Origin of the sequence: Cupriavidus sp. YAF13 (assembly GCF_052113425.1) — a bacterium.
Classification (GTDB): domain Bacteria; phylum Pseudomonadota; class Gammaproteobacteria; order Burkholderiales; family Burkholderiaceae; genus Cupriavidus.
The window spans coordinates 72,073-94,354 of the sequence record NZ_JBFRDD010000001.1; the positions used below are offsets into that span (position 1 = coordinate 72,073).

The window sequence follows — 22,282 nt, forward strand, 5'->3', positions numbered from 1 at the left end:
TTTCCCCCCTGATCGTTCAGTCGGCGTTGATTGGCGCGCGTGCGCGGCGGGCGGGCTGCGCGGCGGCGGCCTCATCCGGCGGCGCCAGCTCGCGCATACGGCGTGCCGCTACCGAGTTCAGCGTGGCCTTGGCCTTCTCGTCGGAGATCTGCTTGATGAGGCTGCGCGCATAGTCCAGGTCATCGATGGTCCTGGCGGTCAGCAGCTCGCGGTTCACATCCTGGAAAGTGAGGGCGGCTTCGCCGTCGCCGGTGCCTTCCTGGCCGACCTGTTGGCCTTCGTCCAGCGGCAGTTCGCGATCTGCCGCATCGTCGCCGGGGACATCCGCCACCTCGGGCTCGGCTGCAGYGGTGGCAACCGGATCGGRCTGGCGCTTGACCACGTCGGCGGGCTGTGTCGGCTGGGCGCGCGCGGTGTTACCGCGAAGGTCGTCTACCGAGGTGCTGGCCACCGTGTACGAGCCGTCCGGGTTCAGATCGATGATGTCCTGCGCTTCCTCGACGGATTGCAGGCCCATCAGCAGCTCGGGCGCATAGAGCTTCCCGAAGAAGCTGGCAGTGCGGTAGCGCAGCATGACCTCGTCCATGGTCTGCCACTTGCTGCCGTTCTTCGTGTACCAGCCTTCCTTGACGGCCATCTCGATCGTCACCGGCGGCGATTCCAGGCGCTCTTTGGTTTCGCGCTCTACCGCCCAGGCGATGGCGATCTTGTCGATGATGGTCACCTTCTTCGTGACGACATTGCGGTTGCCGTTCTCCCACACGGTTTCCACGCGCTCGACGGTCTTCTCGCCGAGCACCTTGATGTCGAAGCGCAGCGGCGAGAAGCGGCCGCAACCGTTCACGGCGGCGATGATCCACTGCGACGACCAGGACGGACGGCCCTCGACGATGTAGAGGTTCTGCATCACCATGAGTGGGTCGGCGCCCATGCGCTGCGCCATGTTGAGCGCCACCACGCTGTTCGCAATTGCGTTCGGGTTATCGCGCGATTCCTTCACGTTGCCGAACTTGTCGAGCTTCTCGATGACTTTGCGATAGGCGGCCGGCACCAGGGTGGACGACGACAGCAGGTTGGCGGCGCGTTGCATCAGCTCGAAGGATTGCGACGAGCCGAAGCCCATGGTGACGATGGGGGCGGGCTCGCGCACGGCGGGTGCGCGCATTTGTTCGAGGGTGGCGGTTGCTGTGTTCATGGTCGTGGTCTCGGTCAGCAGTAGGGGTCAGGACTTGTAGTGGCAGGTTGCGTGCCGCGGGCAGTACTTCGCCGAGCACAGGACGGATTTGCCGTTGCCGTAGAAGGCGCCGGAATGAATTAGGCGAGAGGCGTGCTGCAGTAGGCCGGGCTGCTCCTCGGTGCCCAGCAGCGCCGTGCGCGGCGACTCGATTTCGCCCACCCCCACGCGCTGCGCGGCGGCCGTCTTGCCGGTGTTCAGCCCGACGATCTGCGCGGGCGCGGTGATGGGGATGCCGACCGCGTGTTCGGCGAGCAGCTCGTAGACGCCCAGCTGCGGGCCGTGGCCGGCCGTGACCGCAATGCCGTCGGCGCCCACGGCGCGCCCGCCTGATTTGAGGTCGGAGATGCCCGCGCCAGCGGCGGTGGTGCGCACGCGGTCGGTGGTGCCGGTCAGCGCGATGCCCAGTTCGGGGATCTCCAGGCGCTCGCAAGCCACCTCGACGCCGATGTAGTGCTGGAGCGGCGCGATCTCGGCGCAGTAGCGCGAGTGCAGCGCCAGCCCGATGCGCTCGGCATCGTCCGGGTTGGTGTCTTCCCAGTCCACCTCGGCGCTCTTGTCCCGCAGCGTGGAGACCAGCGCGCTGGCGGCGTCGTCAGCGGTGATCGGCTGGCCGTCCAGTTCCGCCTGGTCGAACGCGGCCGTGCCGGCATGGATCGACGTGCCTAGGTGAGCTGCCGGGCCGGAAGGCATGCGCATGCCCAGCAGGTGCTTGGCTTCCCAGCGCGCGGGGCAATCAAACAACTCGGCCAACGAGCTGGCGCGGATGGTGACGATCTTCATGGCGTGTTCTCAGCAGTTGTGGATGCGGGTCAAACGGCGCCGGCGCGGATCGCGACGGTCAGGTACCAGATGAAGCCGATGGCCAGGCCGTAGCCGATGGCGCCGGCCCACTGGCGGGCGCGCGAGCATTTCGCAACGGCCAACAGGGCGTTGGATTGGGGGTCGTAAGTCATGTCAGCTTCCGGTGGGCGGTGGGCTTGATGGGGCTGCTCTTGGCCTGGGCCGCGTCGTAGACGCAGAACAGGGCGGTCATGGCCACGGTGGTGCCGATCCATAGGGCGATCAGCTGGGCGACCGGGTGGCGCACGAGCTTGCGCAGGCGGCTCACGATTGCTGCTCCAGTGCGGCCAGCATGGCGTCGGCAATCTCAATGGCGCGCCGCGAGGCGAGCTCCGTAGTGCCGTTGCTGAACACGTCCACCAGCGCCGGGTTCGAGACGATGGCCTGCATGGCCTTGGTCGCGATGTAGGCACGCTGGGTCAAGCCGGTGCTGTCCAGATACATGCTGCCGACGAGCTGGCTCGTCTGCTCGTCGGGGGCGAGGGCGCTGTAGGGGAACGCCGAGTTGTCGCCTTTGCGCGTGCTCATGCTGCTTCCTTTGCGAGTTGAAGGCAGGCGGCCACGACGCGCCGGCACGTCTGCACATCACACCATCCGATGTGGCATTCCCCGACGTTCGCGATACCGAGCGCGCCGGCCAGCCAGGTGTAGGCTTCCGTGCGTGACATACGACTGCTTTTCCACAGTGGGTTGAAAGCCGCCTTGGCCTGCTTCCGGGCTTCCCGTGTGGGCGCATCGGCGAGCGTGCCCAAGGGGATGCCCGTGAAGGGATGCATGCCTACGTAGGCGCCGCAGTCATCGCCCATGCAGAGGTAGGCCCACGGCCATTCGCCGTACTCGCGGCCGTAGATCATCTCGTTGCTCACGATCTCGACAGGCTCACCGCAATGGCAGCACTTGGTCGGCGCCGGCAGCGGGTTGAGCACGCGCGCAATGGCGCGGCGCGAGGGATTCCAGGGTGTCTTTGCTTCGCTCACGCTGCAACCCCAGTGCCGTTGAACAGAAGGCGGTTCGGCGTGGCCTGGCGCATCACGCGTGCTTCGGCGGCGCGGTCGCGATCCATCTCGACGCTGGCGCGCGCCTTGGTGACCAGTTCGTCGTGCAGGTCGGTGTAGTGCCCGAGCTGGACGATGTCGTGGTCTTCGCGCGTCATGCCCGAGTAGTCGAAGTTCTCGATCTGCAGGAATTTCGCCAGCGCGTCGGTCCGCTCTTGCGGAGACAGGTGGCTGAGGATTTCGGCGGGGCCCATATGTGCGGCCCCGATCAGTAGCCGAGCAGGTCGCGGGCGGCGGCCACGGTGGCCGGGATGGTTTCCTTCACCTCATGGGCGACGCCGTTGTGGCACTCGATGCTGGTGACCGTCAGCGTGCCGTCGGCGGTGTTGAAGGTCGTCAGGGCCGGACGGTCGTGCAGATCAATCCAGGCCATCAGGCGGACTACCTGGGGTGCGGCGATACCATGGCATTCGTTGTGCGTAAGGCGGGTGGCGGTCATTTCTGTCTCCGGCGAACCGCTGTGAACGTCAGCGGTGTATGAATACTAGCGATGCTAGTCATTCATTTCAATAGCTAAGCTAGTCGCGTTTGATTGTTTGTTTTAATAGCTGTGCTAGTTTTGATAGCGGGCGCCTGAATCCCGTGGTGCGCGAGGCGAAAAAAAACCGCCTCGCGGCGGTCTTGCTGGCGGCCTAGACTGGTCTGGGGCGACCTTGGGGGAGGTGGGATGGAACCGGATGACGTGATACGCCAGTTCGAGCAGCTGGCGCTGGATGAGGAAATCGAGCTACCGATCGACGATGCGATAGCCGGCCTGGCGGTGCTGCTGGCCGATCCAGCTATTCAGGGGAAGGAGAGGGTATTGCTGACAGATGTGGGGGCGACCCTATACCGGCTGGGGCTTGATGCGGGAGTGAGGGCGGTGCTGGGGCGGTGATGCCGGATCGTCTCAGGGCACGAGTGGCGCACTGAAGTTTTCTCGGGCGGGGGACGCAAAAAGCCGCCTGAATGGCGGCTTGCGGGAGGGCTTTGAGGAAGGGGGCGCCTGTGGCAGATCGGCGACAGGAAGTCGCTCTAAATCCTTCTGGTACGGGTTAGGACGAGCGAATCTCAGTCCTCCGAATCCTACGATAGTAGGGGAATTGACTTGGATAACGGTCTCGAAAACACTGCTCTAGGAGGTCAATCAGCTCCTCTGTCGCCCACGAAATACCTTCGAGGATGTCACTCTCAGCCGATTGCCGATGGAAGGCGCTCTTGGTGAAATTCTCTAGGGAAATCGATTGGCGAAGCCTAACTATGCCCGGGGCAAACTCCTGGTCATCAAAAAAGCGGAGACGCAACAAGCGCCGCTCCAGAGAGTCCAACAAAGACAAAGTGCTCCGAGCTAAATTTCCATCAAAGCGGCGAGCGCAGTGGAAGCTGTGTGCAATAACTTCTAATTCGTGTAGTGCTTTATAGGTCGCATCGAGCTCTGTTCGGACCTCTTTTTTCCGTTCGCGGGCCTCACCCAAAAAGTGAACGACCACCCACCCAGCTATGACTAGCAGCCATGTTATGAACTGGGGCCAAACCGGAGCTTGGCTAACTGGCACTATCTTGGGCCACCCGAAAGTCTTGGTTTTGCGTCGGAGATATAACCGAGAATCTCAGTGACCAAACTTGCACGTTTAGAGTGCAATTTTAGGACTTTGAGTGCCCTCTCTTTCGTAGTTCGACACTCCCGGATCAGGCCCCCAAATGCTTCTTCGAGAAAAGAGGAGCCATAGGCTCGTGCGCCATCAAGTTCGATGACGATGTCGTCCTCGACGTTGATGATAGGGACCAGCATTTCCTCGCGGAAACGCTCGCCGCTGTAGGGGCCATCGGATAGGTAGCGGCCGGCCGGGTATCTTGAGAACTCGTCGGCGACGCGGATCGTTTTCATCATGCTTGCCTCAACGGTATCCGCCATTGGATCAGTGTTCCGAGGATGCTATCACGGAAATTATAGGTGCCAGTCTTGGCTCGTTGCTTGTAGTAAACCCCTGAATTGCTATGGATCGTGAGGTGACTGTCTTCTAGTTGGTTCACAAAGTCCAGGAGCTGCCAGAGCCCGCGACCACGACCATCTTGGCCGGTGCGCGTGGCCCCGAGTTTTACTGCTTCGGTCAACACATCGGCGTCCTTAGTCTTACCCAGGGAGGTTAGCCAGTTCCAGATCGTGGGGTGTTTGAACGGGAACGTGCGAGGAATTCCAACGCCGAGGTCACATAGCACCACATTGAGATAGCCCTCTTTTGCCGTAGAGAACATCCACCACTGCTTCTGCGAGATCGGAATCAAACCGTCATCACGGGCCCCATCGTATGCATGGTGTATGACATTTGTCATTGCCTCCGTCATGCCCACGTAGAGTGCCTCGTGAAGGGGCTGTGCCAAGCTCCCCTCGAACGGAATCCCCACGACATCCTCGTAGCGCTCGCCATCTACCGAACTACCTGTTGCAAAGTTCCAGTGGATTACGTCCGCACGTGACGGCGTGATCTTTTTTCCGCAACCCAGCAGGTCGAGCAAACCAATCTGTTTGAGTACCTCTGCGACTTTCGAGTTCGCTGGGAGTCGGCATTTGATCTTCACCTGCGGATAGTCAAAGCGAAGCCGCCGGACCTCCGCGTAGAGAAGCAGCATGCCATCGGCAAATGCCTTTCGCGTGCGGCTGAAATCCAAGACTGTGTGCTTGCCCTCCGTGCCAACGGTTTGCCGGAGGGATGCTATCGCAGAGAGCAGGCCCGCCCTCATCTCCTCATGATTAATCCGAAGCACCTCCGGAACTTCGACGGATGGCCACGCCCTTGGCTTTGCCTTTGGCGTCGCCTTTAGCTGGTGGCGGAGAGGGGCAATGGACTTCGAGGGGAGGCGGGAATGCCGATCAAGAAATAGCTTTCTTTTGTAAGGGAGAAGCTTCATAGGTTTCAGTCTGGCCGCCAGGCCGACGTCTTCACAATGCCCGCGACATAGTGCATCCGCTCGATCTGGTCCTGAGGGACCCGCAGCATGCCATGGCGCTCGTTGACCGACGAGAGGCTGACCACCCCATCGCGCACGTAGGCCAGTTCCTTCACCATGACGCGGCCGTCCTGTGACTTCACCAGGACCTCGTCGCCGTTGGTCACAGTGCGGTTCGGCTCGATCACGACAAATTCGTTGTGCTTGATGCGCGGGCGCATGGAATCGCCATTGCATCGAAGAGCGTAGGCATCGGGATCGTTCGAGGGGAACGTGAGAAAGCCATCGCCGTGCCCAACTGGATACTCGATGTCCGAGAAGTGGCCGTTGTCGCCAAGTTGTGCCATGCCAACAACTGGAATGCGCCGGAAGCTGTTTGGGGGGATTTCAACGATGTCGAAGGCGAGGCTAGGTTCGTCGAGCTCTGGCTCGACTTGGCCGGAAAGCTTGCTATCGCCCTTGCCGTTCGCTAGCCATTTCGGGCTGTAGCCGTACGTCTCCTGCAACTTCACGATGTGGTGAAGTGGCAGTTTAGTGCCATCGCCCTCGAGCCATGCACGAACGACGGCCGCCTCGACGCCCAGTACCTTGGCGAGGGCCGCGGGGTCGAGCTGCTGCTCAGCCATTACAAGAGTCAGCCGGTCGACAGGGCGCCCGGAATCCCCTGAGGTAGGCGCAGGTACGGGCACTGCTTCGGTGATCGAATTGGACGCCCGCCGGATTTCCTCCGCCAGGCGCGGGCTGAACGTGTCGACGTCAACCCCCAAGCCCCGGGCAAAGCCGGTCGCGGCCTTGATGTTCAGCGGGCGGCGCGCATTCAGGTACTGCCAGACCATGCCTTGACTGCCGATTTCAAACCGGCTGCCGAACTCCTCCTGGCTCATCCCGCCCTTGCGTTCGTTGTATAGCGCCTTCAGTCGAACGGAGTCTTCGACTTGCCACTGCTCCAGGGAGTTACTTGCTCGCGTCATGCGCGCGAGTTTAGCAATGCTATTAGATTCCACAACGAGCATAGCTATTCCTTTTTTCACTAGCTATGCTAGTATTGTGTTTATGAAACTCGCCGAATACCTCGACTCGACCAAGACCAGCCAGGCGGCCTTTGCCAAGCTGCTCGGGGTCTCCCAAGGGCTCGTCTATCAATGGATCGCCGGGAAGCGCCCGATTTCTGCCGAGCAATGCCCGGTGATCGAGCGCATTACTGGCGGGGCAGTGACGTGCGAGGAATTGAACGGCAGGGTCGACTGGGCCTTCGTGCGAGCCTCGCGCGTCGGCGCGCCGAGGGATGCGCCGTCGAAACGGTCGCGAAAGCCAAAGGCCGCCACCCACGAATCCCATCCCGAGGCCGCTTAAAAGCGACCCGACCAATACGACCTTTGCCGCGCCTCTCGGCGCGCCACAACTGAACGGGCTGCGGCCCGACCGGGGGATCACCATGCTGCGACGTACGCAGATGGCTGCACATGACCGAAGCAGGCGCGACCGCGCCGGCCGGGCCGCATCCTGCAGGGGCGCTCGGTGATGGCATCCGTTTCCCATGTTTCCCTTTTCCTGCCGGCGGCCTCGGCACGCCAGCTGCGTTGTCTTGTTGGATTGAATCTTATGGAACGGTTAATGCACACGGGAGCACCGCATGCCTAGCCTGGAATCGATGGTTTTGAACCGCGTTGCTCCCATGACCCAGAAGCGCGTCGCCGAGCTGATCGGCGTCGAGCCGACGAACTTCTCGCGCTTCCTGAACAACAACGGGCACAGCCTGCCGTTCGCGAAGATCTGCCAGCTGTTCGAAGTACTCGAGCTGGACGTGGTCGCGCCCGGAGACGGCAGCACGGTCTGCCTGCCGCGCGCCGAGTACGAGGCGCTGCGCTGCCTGGCCAAGAAGGGATTGGAGGGCGTGTGATGGACGACCTGATGATGGGCTGGGTGGCGCTGGTGATCGTCCTCGTGGGCGGCCTGGTCCTGTGGACGTGGGGAAACAAATGAAAGTCCTTTTTCTCGACATCGATGGCGTGCTGAACAGCCGGCGCACGCTGATCGCGCACAACGGACTCCCACACGGGTTCACGCCTGACGATATGGGGATGTTCGACCACGCAGCCATCGGCCTAGTCCGCGACCTGTGCAAGCACTCCGGTGCGGTGGTCGTCCTCTCGTCGGCTTGGCGCACGCACCATCTCGTCGAGGAGGTTGCGGTTGGACTTGGTCTTCCGGTTATCGACCGCACACCGAGCCTCGCGGGCAATCGAGGGCAGGAGATTGCGGCTTGGCTCGCCGAGCATTCCGCAGTGATGGTCTACGCGATCGTCGACGACAACAGCGACATGCTGGAGTCGCAGCGTGCGCATTTTGTTCAGACGAGCGAGGAAGAGGGGCTTTCGTACCGTGACTACGTGGCCCTGAAGCGGATTCTGAGTGGCGAGGATGCCGGCTATTCGCACAAGGCGTTGTTCTGGGAGGAAGCATGAACCCGAGCCTGTACTGCACCAACTGCTCTGCGACTGACCATACGCTCTCGCGGTGCCCCTGGCTCCGCGGCGTGCGGATTGCAAGGCCGGCATGAAACGCAATATGAGCCGATGGGAAGTCAGGCGCATCGTGCTGAATGTGATCGTCGACGGCCCATTCGAGCGCCGTCAGTTTGAGGATCTCGTGGAGTTCGCATGGATGACAGTGCTTGGGCCAATCGGCCTTTGGGCATGCGTCATTCGCTGGGCCTACAGGTTGGCAAGGCTCATTGCCGTCCCCGTGGCTTTCCCGGCGACAGTGTTCTATTTCCGACGTAAGCGCGTGAAGCAGATCAAGGCAAACCGCGCAGCCCGGATCGCGAGGCCCCAATGACGTTCACCTTAGACGCATGGCAGATCCTGGCGATTGTGCTGCTGTCCGGCGTCTCGGGCGCGGCGGCGACGGTGATGTTTGTGGCGTGCTACGCGGCGCGTCGGCAGGCTCTGGAGGGATAGATGACACCACATAAGCAACTGATCTCGCACGACCCCGAGCACGGGTTTTGGGGCGACTGCTGGCGGACCTGCATTGCCTGCCTGCTCGACATGGCGCCGGCAGAGGTGCCGAACTTCGCGGCGGGCGGCGACCAGGAGGCGGCGGACGTGGCGTGCCGCGCCTGGCTCAAGGCGCGCGGCTACAACCTGGTCAAGTTCTGCATGTTGGCGGAACACGCGCACGCAGCGGCCGATTGGTTCGACGACACGCTGTACATCCTCTGCGGCGCGAGCCCGAACATCCCTGGCGTGGCGCACTGCGTGATTGGGCGTGGGGCTTTCGAAGTGGTATGGGACGTCGCGCGGAGCGGTGCAGGTCTCGCCGGTCCGTGGGAGGACGAAATCGGCCAGCGGGTTTACTGGGTCGAGTTCATTGTGCCGCTGCAACAAGCGGCGCTTCGGGAGGCCGCATGAAGGTAGCGGATCTGGAAGGGGTGATGTTGGACTACTGGGTAGGGAAGGCTGAACGCATCGTCCCGGCCAGCCTGCGGATCGCCCAGCCGCAGAATGTTTGCGAGTGGCGGGAACCCCATAGCGGAACGTGGCGGCGGTGGACCCCGGCCACGAAATGGGCGCAGGGCGGCCCGCTCATCGAGCGCGAGCGCATCACGTTCGCGCAAAGCGGCTTGCGGTGGTCGGAGGAGAAGCAAGACCTAGAGGCGATCGTGCCGCCGCTTTATGTCGCCGCAATCGGGAGGGATGGCCGAATCGTTGGTGAAGGCAGGGGGCTGACACACCTTGTCGCCGCAATGCGCGCCTACGTCGCATCGAAGTTTGGCGAAGAAGTCCCGGAGGTGTCCCTGTGAACTGCAAGCCCGGCGATCTTGCCTATATCGCGCGCGACGACTTCCCCGAGAACATCGGCCGCGTCGTCGAGATACTGCGCCCCGCGATGCTCGACGGTACCGAAGCGCCAGGGTTCTGGTGGGAGGTTCGCGCAATCGGTGCGCCGATGCCCACCCTGTACCACGGCGAGGAGGAGTTCGCGGGATATGTGAACGAGATGGAATCCTTGGATGCCGACCTGCGCCCGATCAGCGGCGTGCCGGTTGAGGATGAGGTTTGCGACGAGGTGACGGCGTGACGGACTGCCTATTTCGAGCCCTGAACCGAACCATGGCCGAGGGCGTTAGACAGGGCTTTGTATTTCCGGTACGCATCCGAGTATTGCAGGTTCAATTGCTGAAGATGCGTGCCGTCTACGCCGCCCAGCCTGTACCGCTCCTTCTCTATCTCAAGGAGCCGCAGCGCCTCATCGCACTCTTTTTTCAGCGCATCAAGGAGCTTTTTATCTCGGTTCGCACGGCTCATGTCAGTCTCTCTGGTCGTTGGTCGGAAATCCTAGCATGTTGACCAACTACTGCTACCAAGGCGACTGCTGCGCCGTCATGCGCGACCTGGTCGCCGCTGGCGTGCGCGTGCAGTGCATCGTCACCAGCCCGCCGTACTGGGGCCTGCGCGACTATGGCGTGGCCGGCCAGCTCGGGTTGGAGCCGACGCTGCGCGAGTTCCTGGACAGCATGGTCGAGGTGTTCGACCTGTGTCGCGAGCTGCTGGCGGACGATGGCACGCTGTGGCTGAACATGGGCGACGGCTACGTGCCATGCCGCGCGGCTGGCGTAAAACCCAAGGACGTCACGGGCCAGCCGTGGCGTCTCGCCCTTGCGCTACAGGACGCGGGCTGGTGGCTGCGCCAGGACATCGTCTGGCACAAGCCGAACCCGATGCCTGAGAGCGTGCGCGATCGCTGCACGAAGGCCCACGAATACGTGTTCTTGCTCACGAAGTCCGAGCGCTATTTCTGCGACTTTGCCGCCATGCAAGAGCCGGTCAGCGGCGGCGCGCACTCGCGCGGCGCGGGCGTGAATCCGAAGGCCGATATCCCGAGTGGCTGGGACACGTCCGCCGGTGGCCACCGCGCGCTGAAGGGCAGGTATGCCGGTACCGGCGTTGGCTTCGGCCGCGGCTATGACAAGGTCGCGAAGCCGCGCGCCAAACAGAATGCCTCTTTCGCAGCGGCTGTGGCGCCGCTGGTCGACACCCGCAACCGCCGCAGCGTCTGGACCATCCCGACGCAGTCCTATAGCGAAGCCCACTTCGCCACATTCCCTGAGGCGCTGGTCGAGCCCTGCGTGCTCGCCGGCAGCCGCCCCGGCGACATCGTTCTCGATCCCTTCATGGGCTCGGGCACGGTGGCCAGCGTGGCGCAGCGCCTGGGCCGCCGCTGGCTTGGCGCCGAGCTGAACCCCGAATACATCGCGCTGCAGGCCGAGCGCACGCGCCAGCCTGGGCTGGTGCTGGAGGTTGCTGCATGACATGGACCCACGACGCCCTGCAGGAAGACCTGGCGCAGTACCTGCGCGACAAGACTCAGCGCATGGTCTGGACGAACATGCAGATGGGCCCGGTCGGCTCGCCGCGGCCCGACGCTTACAGCCTGCCGTTCAGCTTCACCCGCTTCATGCCGCTGGCCTACGAGGTGAAGGTCTCCGTGGCCGATTTTCGCCGGGACGTGACCGCCGGCAAGTGGCAGAGCTATCTGCGCTATGCCGCCGGCGTGACCTTCGCCGCGCCGGCGGGCCTGATCACCAAGGGCGACATTCCCGAGGGTTGCGGCCTGCTGTTGCGCAGCGAGGCAGGCTGGCGTGCTGCCAAGGCGCCCACGCTGCGCCCTGTCGAGAACCTGCCGCTGGAGGCCTGGATCAAGCTGCTCGTCGATGGGCTGGAACGCCAGGCGAAGCTGCGCTATCCGCAGGCGGCGGACGAATATGGGCTGATCCATCGCGTCGAGCAACGCCTCGGCAAGGAAGTGTCTCGGCTGTTGCACGACCGGCGCGCCGCGCGGTACCGCTACGAGTCCGCCACCGAGAGCCTGAACAAGAGCGCAAAGGCGGCAGAAGCCGAATACCGCAAGACCCTGGACGAGGCGCGCAAGAACGCCGAGCGCGACGCAGCGCGGATTGATGGCGCACGCGCCGAGCTGGCGCAGGCATTGGGCCTTCCGTCGGACGCCAGGACGTTTGAGATTACCAACGCCGCGCAGGCAGCAGCGCGGCGGCTGGACGCGGATGCTGAGGTGCAGCGGCTGAGAAGCCTGTTTGAGCGCGTTGAGAGCGCCATAGCGAGCGTGGACCGGCCGCTGCCGGAGATTGCGAGGGCAGTATGAATCATGAACACCAACCGTTAACACCATCCGACTGCGACTTGCGAGATTTCCAGTTTATGCCGCTCGACGTGGTACGCCTGCGCGACAGCGACTTGGCCGCGCTAGAGGACCCGGCCGCGTGCTGGGCCGCTGTGCTGCTGTGGTGCGCCGCGTGGCACCAGTTGCCGGCGGCGTCGTTACCCGATGACGACCGCGTGCTGTCGCAGCTCGCTGGCTTCGGCCGCGTTGTGAGGGAATGGCAGAAGGTCCGAGAGGGGGCGCTGCGCGGCTGGATCAAATGTAGTGATGGCAGGCTCTATCACCCCGTTGTGGCCGAGAAGGCGCGCGAGGCCTGGCATAGCAAGGTAGAGCAGCGCTGGAAGACCGAGTGCGCCCGCATCAAGAAGCACAACCAGAGACATGGGACATCGGTTCCTTTCCCCACGTTGGAGCAGTTCATGTCCTCGGGACGTTCTCGTATTGTCCCTAGGGACAAGCCCGATATGTCCACCGGGACAGAGGATGATTGTCCCGGTTTTGTCCCTCGGGAAACGTCATCCAAGGGACAGGGAGAGGGACAGGGACAGTTAACTAAAAGCAATAGCGGCGGCGTAGGTAGTTCGAACGTGGTGGACCCTGTGGATAACTCGGCATCGCCGCCGCCGCTTTCCGCCGATGAAATCGGCAACCACCTGTTGCAGCTGGAAGCCGAGCGGGGCAAATCCCTCGCCCTGTCCTCGCGCGCGCACGAGGCGTTGCTCCGGCTTGCGGGCCGCCACATCGCCATGCCCGTGTTGCTCCGGGCTCATGCTCTCGCGTGCGCGCGACGGGCTGCCGACCAGGACGCGTCCCCGGTGAACCCGGGGTTCCTTGAGCCGTTCGTGGACGAGGCGCTGGCCGAGCTGCGCAGCGCGCCGCCGGCGGCCGGCTGGGACGAGACTCGCGATGGCGTTCGCGCCAAGGCCGCAGAGCTTGACGTCCCTCCGCAGCCCGATGAAGAGCCGTGGCACTGGTTCCGGCTGCGCGTCATCAAGGCCGCGGGCGACCCGCACCTGATCGAGCGCGAGGTCAGCAAAGCCGAGCGGATGAACCCGAACGAGCACGAGCGGGTGTACCGGCTCATGTACGGCGTCGCGCCGGGGCAGAGGGCCGCATGAGCCCGCTCGAGCAGTGCGACCTGTGCCGCCGGCAGGGCGGCCGCCTCGACTTCAACCACGTCTGCTGCCGCGTGCGCTTCCTGCTGAAAATGCCCCACGTCGAGATCCGGCGCGCATGGATCGACTACTGGCGCAAGCGCGACGGCGACACCATGGCGACGGAGATCGAGAACGAGGTCAAGGCCCGTTGGGCGGAAAGGAACCGAGCATGACGACATCGCTGTTCGACGGCGCGCCGCAGCTGCGCCGTGTTGAGTTCTCGGTGCCCGGGCAGCCGGTGGCCAAGGGCCGGCCCAAGTTCTCGCGCCAGGGCGGCTTCGTGCGGACCTACACGCCCGAGCCGACCGCGCGCTACGAGAACCTGGTCAAGCTGGCCGCTACCGCCGCCATGGCCGRTAAGCCCCCCATCGAGGGACCGGTGGAGCTGTGGCTCGACATCAACCTGCAGATCCCGAGCAGCTGGTCGAAGAAGCGCCAGCAACTGGCCGCCGCGGGCCAGGTCGCAGCAACGAAGAAGCCGGACGCCGACAACGTGCTCAAGGCCGTCAAGGACGGGATGAACGGCATCGTCTGGGTCGACGACGCCCAGGCGGTCGAGTACCGCATCAGCAAGCGCTACAGCACCGCGCCCGGTGTGTGCGTCAGCGTGGAACAACTGCCGCTGCAAGCGGCTTGAAGGAATGAAATTGACTGGGGAAACCATGACCGAAGAACGCCTGTTCGACAGTTCTCACGCGGCGCTCGTGTTCGCGTTCAACTTTTCCGGGCAGCAGTACCAGGCGTCGGCGATGAACAAGGCTATGACGCCGCAGATCGGTTCCGGCAAGGGGCTGGTCGGTGTCGACGGCGCGGCGCAGGCCGGCATGATCCGTCGAGAATTGGGTACGCTGCCGCAATTGCACCAGGCCGTGCTGACCGCGCGCGTTGCGCCGCGCGACGTGCCGTGCGAGTGCGGCCGTGCCTGCTGCGTGGGGAAGCAGCTCAATGCCGAGTGGGCTGACGCCATTGTCTGGCTGACCGAGCGCGCCATGCAGCAGCTGTCCGGGTCGTTCTCGCACTACCGCGTGCGTCGGTCGATCCTGGAAAAGATCTTCGGGGTGAAGGTCAATCTGGCCGACATCGCCGAGGCCTGCGGCGCGCACCGCAACACGGTCAGCGACCAGAACGCGAAGCTGAAGCTGTGGATCGAAGGGGAGAGGGCGAAGAAGGGCGGCCAGTTGAATGCCGCGCCCGGGGTCGAGGCGGTCGCCTGGATGGCGATTGACGGTCGCCTGAAGGCCGCGCGGATGGTCGGCGTCGAGGAGGCTGCGTAGGGCCGTTTTCCGAGTTTTTCTTGACAATGTGCAAATCGTGCACAAAAATGGCTCGTATTCGATACACCTGCGAATTACGTCCAAGGCCCGCGCAAGCGGGCTTTTTGCTTTTTTGGAGCCCGCCAGGTTCAGCCTCGCGGGCCTTTTGCTTTGGGCACTTAGGCGTACTTGCTACGCGTAATCGCCAAAGCGATCAGGGTCGTCTGGCATCGTCCACTTGATGGCTTCTTCTTTGACGTCTACCGCCTGTTTCGGTGGTGGCAACGTCGTGTGAGGTGCGAACGCCAAGATTAGCGCGGACTGTGGCACGTTGAGGACTTCCTCGCCGTCTTCAGACCAGCACCTGAGACTGACAGACATAGTGCCTCCGGTATGTGATTCCAGAAATCCCTGCTGCATTGGGAATGCAGAGGGGGTGAACTCTTACCTTAGACCCGCTTTATGACAGTTTGCTGACGTCAATGGCGACAGGAAACTGGATGCAGACCTGGAGCCAGCCATGTTCCTGCCGACCCATTGGTTCCTGCTCTGGGGCGTGTGGTTTCAGGCGCCCTGGCGAATGCCGGACGCCTGATCCATCCGCTACGCGACGCTCAGCTCAAGGCGTTTGCCGAGGGCGGCCATCGCTTCCGCGATGCGGTCGATTTTGGTCGTATGGCCGAGATCGATCAGCCGATTCACTTCCTGCTTCGTGGTGCCCAGGCGCGTGGCCAGGTCGCTGGGGCGCACCTGCTGCGCCAGCATCTCGTTGAGCAGCAAAACCTTGGCCGCCGCGCTGAGGGGAAGGGCAACAAGCCGTTCCCCTTCCTCTGCCTTCGAAGGTGGCGGAACAGGGCGCTTGTCCTCGAAGTAAAAATCCATCGCGGTGAGAAGCGCGTCGGCGGCCATCTCGCAGGCCTCGACCTCCGTATCGCCCTGGGTGATGGCTTCCGGGATGTCGCGGAAGGAAACGACGAAGCCAGCCGGACGACCGTCTTCGGTAACGTCCGGCGTAAAGATGGCGGGATATTGCATGCTGGTCCTTTCGATCAGTGCGGTGAAGCGTCGCGGGACAAGCCCCTTTCGGGGCCGCCCTCACTTTAGGTTCAGTTGTTTTTTGATCCCTTCTACCGTTCCCTTCTTCAGTTCGGTGTGTCTCGGGATCACCGTTTGCTTTCCGTTCAGGTAGACCTTCAAGTGGTTGCTGCCTTGCTTGAAGGTCGCCCCCTGTTGGGAGAGCCACCGGACAAACTCACTTTGCTTCACCGCACCTCCGTTGTTTGTTGCGATGGATGTATAGTAATCAAAAATGTTTACCAACACAAGAGGTTGAGTAAATATTTTTGTGTACTCCGCAGCGAGTGGGGTGGCTCAACGTGTCGCAGGCGAATCAATAAGCTCGTGCAGGCGTTTAATGTGCCAAATACGGTGCAGCGCCGCACCGCGTAGCGTATGCGCTTGCAGTTGCTATGCCTCCGCACCACGATCTCCATGGCTATGAGCTTCGCTCGTAGCCGATACCAGTGTCTCCTCCACCCACCCCGTGGTGGATTGCCCGGCTCCCCGTCGGGCTATTTTCTTCCCCATCCCGCGCATTGTTGTCGTCTATGAAAGCAGCCAATCAGCTCGCCATTGCCTACCGCGCGGTGGATGACTTGGTCCGGTACGACAGGAATGCGCGGACGCACAGCGCGGCCCAGATCGAGCAGATCAAGGCCTCGCTGCGCAAGTTCGGTTGGACGAACCCGGCGCTGATCGCCGGCGACGACCTGCTGGCCGGGCACGGCCGGATCGAGGCCGCGACGCTGATGTGGGCAGCCGGCGAGACCATCCACCACTGCCCGGCGCCCGGCCAGGTGCCCACGGTCGACCTGTCGCACCTGTCGGCGGACGAGCGTCGCGCCTACATCCTGGCGGACAACAAGCTGCCCGAGAACGCCGGCTGGAATGTGGACCTGTTGGCGGTCGAGCTGGCGGACCTGCGCGACGCTGACTTCGACCTGTCGGTGATCGGTTTCGACGCGGGCGAGCTGGCCGAGCTGCTGGACTCGCCGCAGCCCGGGCCAGGCCCCGGTGGTGGTCGCTCGCTGGCCGAGCAGTTCATGGTGCCGCCGTTCAGCACGCTCAACGCGCGCGACACGGCCTGGCAAGACCGCAAGAAGGCCTGGCTGGCGCTGGGCATGCAGTCCGAGCTGGGCCGCGATGCACCGGCGTTCTCGTCGGCGTCCGACCAGCAGAAGGCGGATCGCGGCGCGCCCGCGCAGCACCGCACCAGCATCTTCGACCCGGTGCTGTGCGAGCTGGCATACCGCTGGTTCTGCCCAGCCGACGGCCTCGTGCTGGACCCGTTTGCGGGTGGCAGCGTGCGCGGCCTCGTCGCGGCGCGCCTGGGGCGCCAGTACATCGGCATGGACCTACGGGCCGAGCAGGTGCAGGCCAACCGTGCGCAGCTGGATCTGCTGCACGCCGGCGACCCGGCACCAGCCTGGCACGTGGGTGACAGCCGCAAGATCGGCCAGCACCTGGCGGACGTCGAGGCCGATTTCGTGTTCTCGTGCCCGCCGTACGCGAACCTGGAACGGTACTCAGACGACCCGGCGGACCTGTCCACGATGGACTATCCGGCGTTCGTGACGGCCTACCGCGAGGTGATCTCTGGCGCGTTGGGGCAGCTCAAGCCGGACCGCTTCGCTTGCTTTGTGGTCGGCGACGTGCGCGAGAAGCGCGGCACCGGCTGCTACCGCAACTTCGTGGCCGACACTATCGAGGCGTTTCTGGATGCCGGCATGCAGCTGTACAACGAGGCCATCCTGCTGACCGCGCTGGGCAGCCTGCCCATCCGCGCGGCCAAGCAGTTCAGCGCCAGCCGGAAGCTCGGGAAGGCGCATCAGAACGTGTTGGTGTTCGTGAAGGGCGACTGGAAGCGGGCGGTGGCCGCGTGTGGCGATGTGGAGGTGTCCGACGATCTGTTTTCCGAAGCGGCAGACGACTAGCGGAGGGATTGGACAAGCCAGCCTGATCCGAACATGAAGCAAGCGAGGGATGTGCTGCCAAGCCATTTGAACCAGCTCGACTCCTTTGTATCCAGCATTTCAGGGTGGACGTTGTCATTGCTGGCAATGGCCTGTATTTGGCCGTTCCGGTAACGGTGGAGAGTCTGGCTACCCATGAACACCCCGAGTGTTGCTGCATAAAGACCGACAGTGAAGAGCCAGATCCAGCCACCAATGACCACTTGCTTGCCTTGCATCATGCTTGCGCCAGCTAAGGTCGCGGCGGCAGTTATGCCGAAGCCATTCAGGATGATCACGTGCTTGAGTGATTCCAGCTTCCAAGTCCAGTACTGACTGAACACGTTCGCGTAGACAGCAAGCTTCTCCGCTCGCAGATGGGATGTTGTGGCCGGTGTCTCCAGCGTCCAGGCTGGGGGTGCTTCCTTCAGGGTGTTGCTGCTGGGGCGTCTCAGGGTCTTTCGTGGCTGTGCCATGCTCGTTCCTTGGGGGTTGGTATCTCATTTGTCGGAAGCCGCACGGATTTTTAGACCCATCGGAAGTCGGGTATCGATGAGATTGATATGGCCGGACGCAAACCTTTTGAGCCGACAACGGCAGACTGCAAGTTGGTAGAGAGCGCCGCGGCCTTTGGCATCCCCCAGGATGAGATCGCTCGGTTGATCATCAACCCGCAGACGGGCAAGCCGTTGGCGGCCGTGTCCCTGCGCAAGCATTTCCGCACGGAGCTGGAAACTGGCGCCACGAAAGCCAACATCGCGGTGGCGAATTCGCTCTTCCGCGCGGCCACGGGCAGCGGCAAGGGCGCGGTGACGGCGGCTATCTGGTGGACGAAGTCGCGGATGCGCTGGCGCGGCGACGGCACGGACCCCGAGGACGATACCCCGCCGGCGGCGCAGAACTTCACGTTTGTAGTGCAGGATGCCCGGCGCAACGTCGGCGAGCCCGATGGTAGCGATTAGCCCGACCCTGAACATCCCGCAGGCCGAGTTCCTGCGCATGCCACACAAGTTCCGGGCCTATGTTGCCGGTTTCGGGTCCGGCAAGACCTGGGTGGGCTGCACCAGCATCTGCCAGCACTTCTGGCGGTGGCCGAAGATCAATCAGGGGTACTTCGCACCGACTTACCCCCAGATCCGCGACATCTTCTATCCGACGATGGAGGAGGTGGCGGCCACGATGGGCCTGCGGGTCAAGGTCAACCAGAGTAACCACGAGGTCCACGTCTACGAGGGCCGGCGGTACCGCGGCACGATCATCTGCCGGTCGATGGAGAAGCCGGAGACCATCGTGGGCTTCAAGATCGGCCACGCGCTGATCGACGAGTTGGACGTGATGAACCTGATCAAGGCCCAGACGGCCTGGCGGAAGATCATCGCGCGCATGCGCTACAACGTGCCGGGGCTGCGCAACGGCATCGACGTGACGACGACCCCGGAGGGGTTCAAGTTCGTCTACCAGCAGTTCGTCAAGGCCATTACGGAGAAGCCGTCACTGGCGAGCCTGTACGGGCTGATCCAGGCCAGCACGTTCGACAACGAGCTGAACCTGCCGGATGACTACATCCCGTCTCTTCGGGAGAGCTATCCGCCGCAGCTGATCGAGGCGTACCTGCGGGGGAAGTTCGTCAACCTTGCAGCCGGGTCGGTGTACCCGAACTTCAGCCGGAAGCTGAACCACACCGACGACGCCACGGCGGCCGGCGAGCCGCTGCACGTCGGCATGGACTTCAACGTACTGAAGATGGCCTCGGTGATCTACGTGGTGCGCGACGGCACGCCGCGCGCGGTCGGCGAGCTGACCAAGGTGCGAGACACGCCCGAGATGGCGCGGATGCTGAAGGAGCGGTTCAAGGACAAGGGCCATGCCGTCTTGATCTATCCCGACGCGAGCGGCCAGAACACCAGCAGCAAGAGCGCCAGCGAGTCGGATCTGTCGATCCTTCGGAGCGCTGGGTTCCAGCTGCAGGTCAACCCGACGAACCCGGCCGTCAAGGATCGGGTGAACTCTGTCAACGCCCTGATCCTGAACGACAAGGGCGAGCGCCGGCTGAAGGTCAACACGCACCTGTGCCCGGAGTTCACCGAGGCGCTCGAGCAGCAGCCCTACGACAAGAACGGCGAGCCGGATAAGTCGACCGGCCACGACCACGTCAACGATGCCGGCGGCTACCCGCTGGTGAAGCTGTGGCCGATTGTGAAGCGCACCGCGACCGTCCGCCCCATGAGCATGTAGGCGGCGCATATCACCGAGCAATCTTGCATGACATCGACCGTCCGAGAGCAAACAGCCGCCGTGAAGGCGATGGCGGAGAACTATCCGCTCATCACCGCGCTACTGGGCGGCACGACGGCCATGCGCGCTGCGGGCATCAAGCACCTTCCGCAGTGGCCCAATGAGGCCTCCGATGCGTACAAAGCACGCCTGGCTTCGGCCACGCTGTTCCCAGCCTTTGGCCGCACGTGCGAGGTGCTGACCGGCAAGCCGTTTTCCAAGCCGATTACGATTGGCAAGGACGTGCCGGGGCGCATTGCCAAGTGGTGCGAGAACATCGACCTGCAGGGCCACAATCTGCACGCGTTCGCTGCGGCGGTGTGCTTTCACGCCATTTCCTATGGCCTCTGCGGCATCCTGGTCGACTTCCCCAATGCCGGCGGCATTCGGACGAAGGCCGAGGAAGAGGCCGCCGGCGTGCGCCCGTACTTCGTCCACATCCACGCGCAGAGCATCCTCGGTTGGCGTGCGGAGCGGATCAACGGGGTTCAGACGCTGACGCAACTGCGGTTCCTGGAGGCGGTCGCCGAGCCTGACGGCCAATTCGGCGAGCGGGAGATCGAGCAGGTGCGGGTGCTTTACCCGGGGCGCTGGGAGGTGTGGCGCGAAGCCGAGAAGGCCAACTCGACGGAAAAGGAGTGGATCCTTCACGACGAAGGCGCCACGACGCTGCAGAAGATCCCGTTCGTGCCGGTCTATGGTCGGCGCATTGGATTCATGCAGGGCGTTCCGCCGCTTGTCGAGCTGGCGCACATGAACGTTGAGCACTGGCAGTCGAAGAGCGATCAGCAGACGATTCTGCACGTCGCGCGCGTGCCGATCCTGTTCGCGAAGCTGCTGGGGGATTCGCCGATCACAGTGGGTGCATCGTCCGCGGTCAATGCCGACCATCCGGATGCGGACCTTCGGTTTGTCGAGCACGGCGGCAAGGCGATCGAGGCGGGCAGCAGGGAGCTGGCGGCGCTTGAGGACCGGATGCGCCAGGTCGGCGCCGAGCTGCTGGTAATCAAGCCAGGCAACCTGACCGTCGCGCAGACCGTCTCCGATAACGAGGCCGGCATGTGCACGCTGCAGCGGATCATTCAGGACGAAGAGGACGCGATCGACGCGGCCCTGCAGCTGGCTGCCGAATGGGTGAAGGAATCCGAGGGCGGCCACATCCAGATCTTCAACGATTTCGGCGTGGCGTCGCTGGCGGAGGCCTCGATGGAGATTCTGCGCGATATGAACGTCGACGGCACCTTCTCCGACGAGTCGCTCTTCAACGAAGCGAAGCGGCGCGGCCTCGTTAGCCCGGAACTGACCTGGGAAGACGAGAAGAAGCGCATCGCGCTGAACGCTCCCAAGCCCGGTAAGGCGAACATCAACGACTAGGCGAACCAAATTCTTTTCTGCAGCCGCACGGCCTCTTCGGGCCCTGCGGCTGTTTTTTTGCCGGCCCGCGGATGCGGAACGGCGCGTGGGTCGGATGACCCGGTTCACTGGCTGGATAGCCAAAGGAATGAGCATGAAGCTGAAGATCGACGAGCATGGCCACGTGGTGGTCCAGGACGGCAAGCCGGTGTATGTGCATGACGACGGCCGAGAGATCCCTCACGACGCAGCCGGGACGGTAGCCACGATCTCGCGTTTGAACGGCGAGGCAAAGTCGCATCGTGAGCGCGCCGAGGCCGCCGAGGGCCGGGCAAAGCTGTTCGAGGGCATTGACGACGCTGACGCGGCGCGCAAGGCACTGGAAACCGTCCGCAACATCAAGGATGGCGAGCTGATCACGGCCGGCAAGGTTGAGGAAATCCGGGCGGCTGCCAAGAAGGCCGCCGAAGAGCAGGTCGCCGCCGCCAGCAAGTCGCACGTCGAGGAACTCGCGCGCGTGAAGACCGAGCGCGACACCCTCCAGAGCACGCTCTACGACGAGCGCATCGGCGGCAGCTTCGACCGTTCCAAGTTCATCGCCGAAAAGCTGGCCATTCCCGGCGACATCGCCAAGGCCGCGTTCGGTAAGGCATTCAAGATCGAGGACGGCAAGACGGTTGCCTACGACGCGACCGGAAACAAGATCTTTTCCCGTGTGCGCCCCGGTGATATCGCCGACTTCGACGAGGCGCTCGAAACGCTCGTCGAGAACTACCCGCATCGCGACCAGATCCTGAAAGGGTCTGGCGCCAGCGGTGGTGGTGCGAGCGGCGGTGGCTCGTCGGGCGGAAAGCGCGCCTACACCCGAGCCGAGTTCAACACCTTCGATCCGGCCAAGCAGCAATCGGTGTCCGCCGAAGTTCGCGCCGGCAAAGCAACCCTCAACGACTAAGCGGTGGCGGCCCTTCCTGGGCCGCTCTGCGGATCACGC

35 protein-coding genes are annotated in these 22,282 nt (G+C 63.4%); 20 read left to right on the forward strand and 15 right to left on the reverse strand.

What is annotated here, in order from left to right; all coding sequences use genetic code 11:
* Positions 1-16: 16 nt before the first annotated feature.
* Genes AB4061_RS00515 through AB4061_RS00550 form a run of 8 tightly spaced genes read right to left on the reverse strand, consistent with a single transcriptional unit; the run spans position 17 to position 3,571 of the window.
* Positions 17-1,195 carry a hypothetical protein gene (locus AB4061_RS00515; RefSeq protein WP_441629945.1) on the reverse strand — a complete coding sequence of 393 codons (1,179 nt, stop codon included), beginning with the start codon at positions 1,193-1,195 and terminating at the stop codon, positions 17-19.
* A gap of 27 nt (positions 1,196-1,222) precedes the next feature.
* Positions 1,223-2,017: a RecB family exonuclease gene (locus tag AB4061_RS00520; protein WP_441629947.1), complete on the reverse strand. Its 795-nt coding sequence runs from the start codon at positions 2,015-2,017 to the stop codon at positions 1,223-1,225.
* A gap of 29 nt (positions 2,018-2,046) precedes the next feature.
* Positions 2,047-2,190 (reverse strand): hypothetical protein, encoded by a 144-nt coding sequence (locus AB4061_RS00525; protein ID WP_253927196.1) that lies wholly within the window; start codon positions 2,188-2,190, stop codon positions 2,047-2,049.
* The gene (locus AB4061_RS00530) at positions 2,187-2,345 is read right to left on the reverse strand and encodes a hypothetical protein (RefSeq protein WP_441629949.1); all 159 of its coding nucleotides are present in this window, start codon (positions 2,343-2,345) and stop codon (positions 2,187-2,189) included. Before AB4061_RS00530 ends, AB4061_RS00525 begins: the two co-directional genes overlap by 4 nt.
* The gene (locus tag AB4061_RS00535) at positions 2,342-2,605 is read right to left on the reverse strand and encodes a hypothetical protein (protein ID WP_441629951.1); all 264 of its coding nucleotides are present in this window, start codon (positions 2,603-2,605) and stop codon (positions 2,342-2,344) included. Before AB4061_RS00535 ends, AB4061_RS00530 begins: the two co-directional genes overlap by 4 nt.
* Positions 2,602-3,054, reverse strand: a complete 453-nt coding sequence (locus tag AB4061_RS00540) for a zinc-finger-containing protein (RefSeq protein ID WP_441629953.1) — start codon at positions 3,052-3,054, stop codon at positions 2,602-2,604. Before AB4061_RS00540 ends, AB4061_RS00535 begins: the two co-directional genes overlap by 4 nt.
* Positions 3,051-3,326, reverse strand: a complete 276-nt coding sequence (locus AB4061_RS00545) for a hypothetical protein (RefSeq protein WP_441629955.1) — start codon at positions 3,324-3,326, stop codon at positions 3,051-3,053. The genes AB4061_RS00540 and AB4061_RS00545 overlap by 4 nt, the downstream gene beginning before the upstream one ends.
* A gap of 14 nt (positions 3,327-3,340) precedes the next feature.
* Positions 3,341-3,571, reverse strand: a complete 231-nt coding sequence (locus AB4061_RS00550; protein WP_441629956.1) for a hypothetical protein — start codon at positions 3,569-3,571, stop codon at positions 3,341-3,343.
* 228 nt (positions 3,572-3,799) lie between these two features.
* Between AB4061_RS00550 and AB4061_RS00555 the strand changes: the two genes are divergently transcribed.
* A complete protein-coding gene (locus AB4061_RS00555) occupies positions 3,800-4,009 on the forward strand; it encodes a hypothetical protein (RefSeq protein WP_441629958.1) in 210 nt (69 codons plus the stop codon).
* 657 nt (positions 4,010-4,666) lie between these two features.
* On the opposite strand, the gene AB4061_RS00560 is transcribed toward AB4061_RS00555, so the two are convergent.
* The 3 genes from AB4061_RS00560 to AB4061_RS00570 all read right to left on the reverse strand — a co-directional run bounded on the left by AB4061_RS00560 (position 4,667) and on the right by AB4061_RS00570 (position 7,073).
* Complete coding sequence (locus AB4061_RS00560; protein ID WP_441629960.1) at positions 4,667-5,002, reverse strand: STAS-like domain-containing protein; 336 nt, start codon at positions 5,000-5,002, stop codon at positions 4,667-4,669.
* Positions 4,999-5,781 carry a hypothetical protein gene (locus AB4061_RS00565; protein WP_441629962.1) on the reverse strand — a complete coding sequence of 261 codons (783 nt, stop codon included), beginning with the start codon at positions 5,779-5,781 and terminating at the stop codon, positions 4,999-5,001. Before AB4061_RS00565 ends, AB4061_RS00560 begins: the two co-directional genes overlap by 4 nt.
* A gap of 245 nt (positions 5,782-6,026) precedes the next feature.
* A complete protein-coding gene (locus tag AB4061_RS00570) occupies positions 6,027-7,073 on the reverse strand; it encodes a S24 family peptidase (RefSeq protein WP_441629964.1) in 1,047 nt (348 codons plus the stop codon).
* Between the two features lie 40 nt (positions 7,074-7,113).
* On the opposite strand from AB4061_RS00570, the gene AB4061_RS00575 reads away from it, so the two are divergent.
* The 8 genes from AB4061_RS00575 to AB4061_RS00610 all read left to right on the forward strand — a co-directional run bounded on the left by AB4061_RS00575 (position 7,114) and on the right by AB4061_RS00610 (position 10,143).
* On the forward strand, positions 7,114-7,413 hold the full coding sequence (locus AB4061_RS00575; protein ID WP_441629965.1) for a helix-turn-helix domain-containing protein: 300 nt from the start codon (positions 7,114-7,116) through the stop codon (positions 7,411-7,413).
* A 280-nt stretch (positions 7,414-7,693) separates the two neighbouring features.
* A complete protein-coding gene (locus AB4061_RS00580) occupies positions 7,694-7,960 on the forward strand; it encodes a CII family transcriptional regulator (RefSeq protein WP_150990572.1) in 267 nt (88 codons plus the stop codon).
* Between the two features lie 79 nt (positions 7,961-8,039).
* Positions 8,040-8,525: an HAD domain-containing protein gene (locus tag AB4061_RS00585; protein ID WP_441629967.1), complete on the forward strand. Its 486-nt coding sequence runs from the start codon at positions 8,040-8,042 to the stop codon at positions 8,523-8,525.
* A gap of 91 nt (positions 8,526-8,616) precedes the next feature.
* Positions 8,617-8,898 carry a hypothetical protein gene (locus AB4061_RS00590; RefSeq protein ID WP_441629969.1) on the forward strand — a complete coding sequence of 94 codons (282 nt, stop codon included), beginning with the start codon at positions 8,617-8,619 and terminating at the stop codon, positions 8,896-8,898.
* Positions 8,895-9,020 (forward strand): hypothetical protein, encoded by a 126-nt coding sequence (locus AB4061_RS00595; protein WP_441629971.1) that lies wholly within the window; start codon positions 8,895-8,897, stop codon positions 9,018-9,020. Before AB4061_RS00590 ends, AB4061_RS00595 begins: the two co-directional genes overlap by 4 nt.
* On the forward strand, positions 9,021-9,473 hold the full coding sequence (locus AB4061_RS00600; RefSeq protein ID WP_441629973.1) for a hypothetical protein: 453 nt from the start codon (positions 9,021-9,023) through the stop codon (positions 9,471-9,473).
* On the forward strand, positions 9,470-9,865 hold the full coding sequence (locus AB4061_RS00605; RefSeq protein WP_441629975.1) for a phage protein NinX family protein: 396 nt from the start codon (positions 9,470-9,472) through the stop codon (positions 9,863-9,865). Before AB4061_RS00600 ends, AB4061_RS00605 begins: the two co-directional genes overlap by 4 nt.
* Positions 9,862-10,143 (forward strand): hypothetical protein, encoded by a 282-nt coding sequence (locus AB4061_RS00610; protein ID WP_441629976.1) that lies wholly within the window; start codon positions 9,862-9,864, stop codon positions 10,141-10,143. Before AB4061_RS00605 ends, AB4061_RS00610 begins: the two co-directional genes overlap by 4 nt.
* Positions 10,144-10,151: 8 nt before the next feature.
* On the opposite strand, the gene AB4061_RS00615 is transcribed toward AB4061_RS00610, so the two are convergent.
* Positions 10,152-10,370: a hypothetical protein gene (locus AB4061_RS00615; RefSeq protein WP_441629978.1), complete on the reverse strand. Its 219-nt coding sequence runs from the start codon at positions 10,368-10,370 to the stop codon at positions 10,152-10,154.
* A 35-nt stretch (positions 10,371-10,405) separates the two neighbouring features.
* Between AB4061_RS00615 and AB4061_RS00620 the strand changes: the two genes are divergently transcribed.
* The 6 genes from AB4061_RS00620 to AB4061_RS00645 are packed head-to-tail and all read left to right on the forward strand — an operon-like array spanning position 10,406 to position 14,674.
* A complete protein-coding gene (locus AB4061_RS00620; RefSeq protein ID WP_441629980.1) occupies positions 10,406-11,374 on the forward strand; it encodes a DNA-methyltransferase in 969 nt (322 codons plus the stop codon).
* Positions 11,371-12,225, forward strand: coding sequence for a hypothetical protein (locus tag AB4061_RS00625; RefSeq protein WP_441629981.1), 855 nt, complete (start codon positions 11,371-11,373; stop codon positions 12,223-12,225). The genes AB4061_RS00620 and AB4061_RS00625 overlap by 4 nt, the downstream gene beginning before the upstream one ends.
* Positions 12,222-13,361, forward strand: a complete 1,140-nt coding sequence (locus AB4061_RS00630; RefSeq protein ID WP_441629983.1) for a DUF1376 domain-containing protein — start codon at positions 12,222-12,224, stop codon at positions 13,359-13,361. Before AB4061_RS00625 ends, AB4061_RS00630 begins: the two co-directional genes overlap by 4 nt.
* Positions 13,358-13,573, forward strand: a complete 216-nt coding sequence (locus tag AB4061_RS00635) for a hypothetical protein (protein WP_416048964.1) — start codon at positions 13,358-13,360, stop codon at positions 13,571-13,573. Before AB4061_RS00630 ends, AB4061_RS00635 begins: the two co-directional genes overlap by 4 nt.
* A complete protein-coding gene (locus AB4061_RS00640; RefSeq protein WP_441629986.1) occupies positions 13,570-14,037 on the forward strand; it encodes a RusA family crossover junction endodeoxyribonuclease in 468 nt (155 codons plus the stop codon). The genes AB4061_RS00635 and AB4061_RS00640 overlap by 4 nt, the downstream gene beginning before the upstream one ends.
* Before the next feature lie 25 nt (positions 14,038-14,062).
* A complete protein-coding gene (locus tag AB4061_RS00645) occupies positions 14,063-14,674 on the forward strand; it encodes a DNA-binding protein (protein WP_416048963.1) in 612 nt (203 codons plus the stop codon).
* A 582-nt stretch (positions 14,675-15,256) separates the two neighbouring features.
* Here AB4061_RS00645 and AB4061_RS00650 read toward each other — a convergent pair.
* Both AB4061_RS00650 and AB4061_RS00655 read right to left on the reverse strand, forming a co-directional pair.
* Positions 15,257-15,688 (reverse strand): type II toxin-antitoxin system HicB family antitoxin, encoded by a 432-nt coding sequence (locus AB4061_RS00650; protein ID WP_441629988.1) that lies wholly within the window; start codon positions 15,686-15,688, stop codon positions 15,257-15,259.
* A 60-nt stretch (positions 15,689-15,748) separates the two neighbouring features.
* On the reverse strand, positions 15,749-15,919 hold the full coding sequence (locus AB4061_RS00655) for a type II toxin-antitoxin system HicA family toxin (RefSeq protein WP_416048961.1): 171 nt from the start codon (positions 15,917-15,919) through the stop codon (positions 15,749-15,751).
* 341 nt (positions 15,920-16,260) lie between these two features.
* Between AB4061_RS00655 and AB4061_RS00660 the strand changes: the two genes are divergently transcribed.
* The gene (locus AB4061_RS00660; protein WP_441629990.1) at positions 16,261-17,646 is read left to right on the forward strand and encodes a DNA methyltransferase; all 1,386 of its coding nucleotides are present in this window, start codon (positions 16,261-16,263) and stop codon (positions 17,644-17,646) included.
* Here AB4061_RS00660 and AB4061_RS00665 read toward each other — a convergent pair.
* Positions 17,643-18,140, reverse strand: coding sequence for a hypothetical protein (locus AB4061_RS00665; protein WP_441629992.1), 498 nt, complete (start codon positions 18,138-18,140; stop codon positions 17,643-17,645). The genes AB4061_RS00660 and AB4061_RS00665 overlap by 4 nt on opposite strands.
* A gap of 87 nt (positions 18,141-18,227) precedes the next feature.
* On the opposite strand from AB4061_RS00665, the gene AB4061_RS00670 reads away from it, so the two are divergent.
* The 4 genes from AB4061_RS00670 (at position 18,228) to AB4061_RS00685 (ending at position 22,243) form a co-directional block, all read left to right on the forward strand.
* Positions 18,228-18,626 (forward strand): hypothetical protein, encoded by a 399-nt coding sequence (locus tag AB4061_RS00670; RefSeq protein WP_441629993.1) that lies wholly within the window; start codon positions 18,228-18,230, stop codon positions 18,624-18,626.
* Positions 18,613-19,899, forward strand: a complete 1,287-nt coding sequence (locus tag AB4061_RS00675) for a terminase large subunit domain-containing protein (RefSeq protein ID WP_441629995.1) — start codon at positions 18,613-18,615, stop codon at positions 19,897-19,899. Before AB4061_RS00670 ends, AB4061_RS00675 begins: the two co-directional genes overlap by 14 nt.
* A 27-nt stretch (positions 19,900-19,926) precedes the next feature.
* On the forward strand, positions 19,927-21,312 hold the full coding sequence (locus tag AB4061_RS00680; protein ID WP_441629997.1) for a DUF4055 domain-containing protein: 1,386 nt from the start codon (positions 19,927-19,929) through the stop codon (positions 21,310-21,312).
* 133 nt (positions 21,313-21,445) lie between these two features.
* Positions 21,446-22,243 (forward strand): DUF6651 domain-containing protein, encoded by a 798-nt coding sequence (locus tag AB4061_RS00685; protein ID WP_441629999.1) that lies wholly within the window; start codon positions 21,446-21,448, stop codon positions 22,241-22,243.
* Positions 22,244-22,282 lie beyond the last annotated feature (39 nt).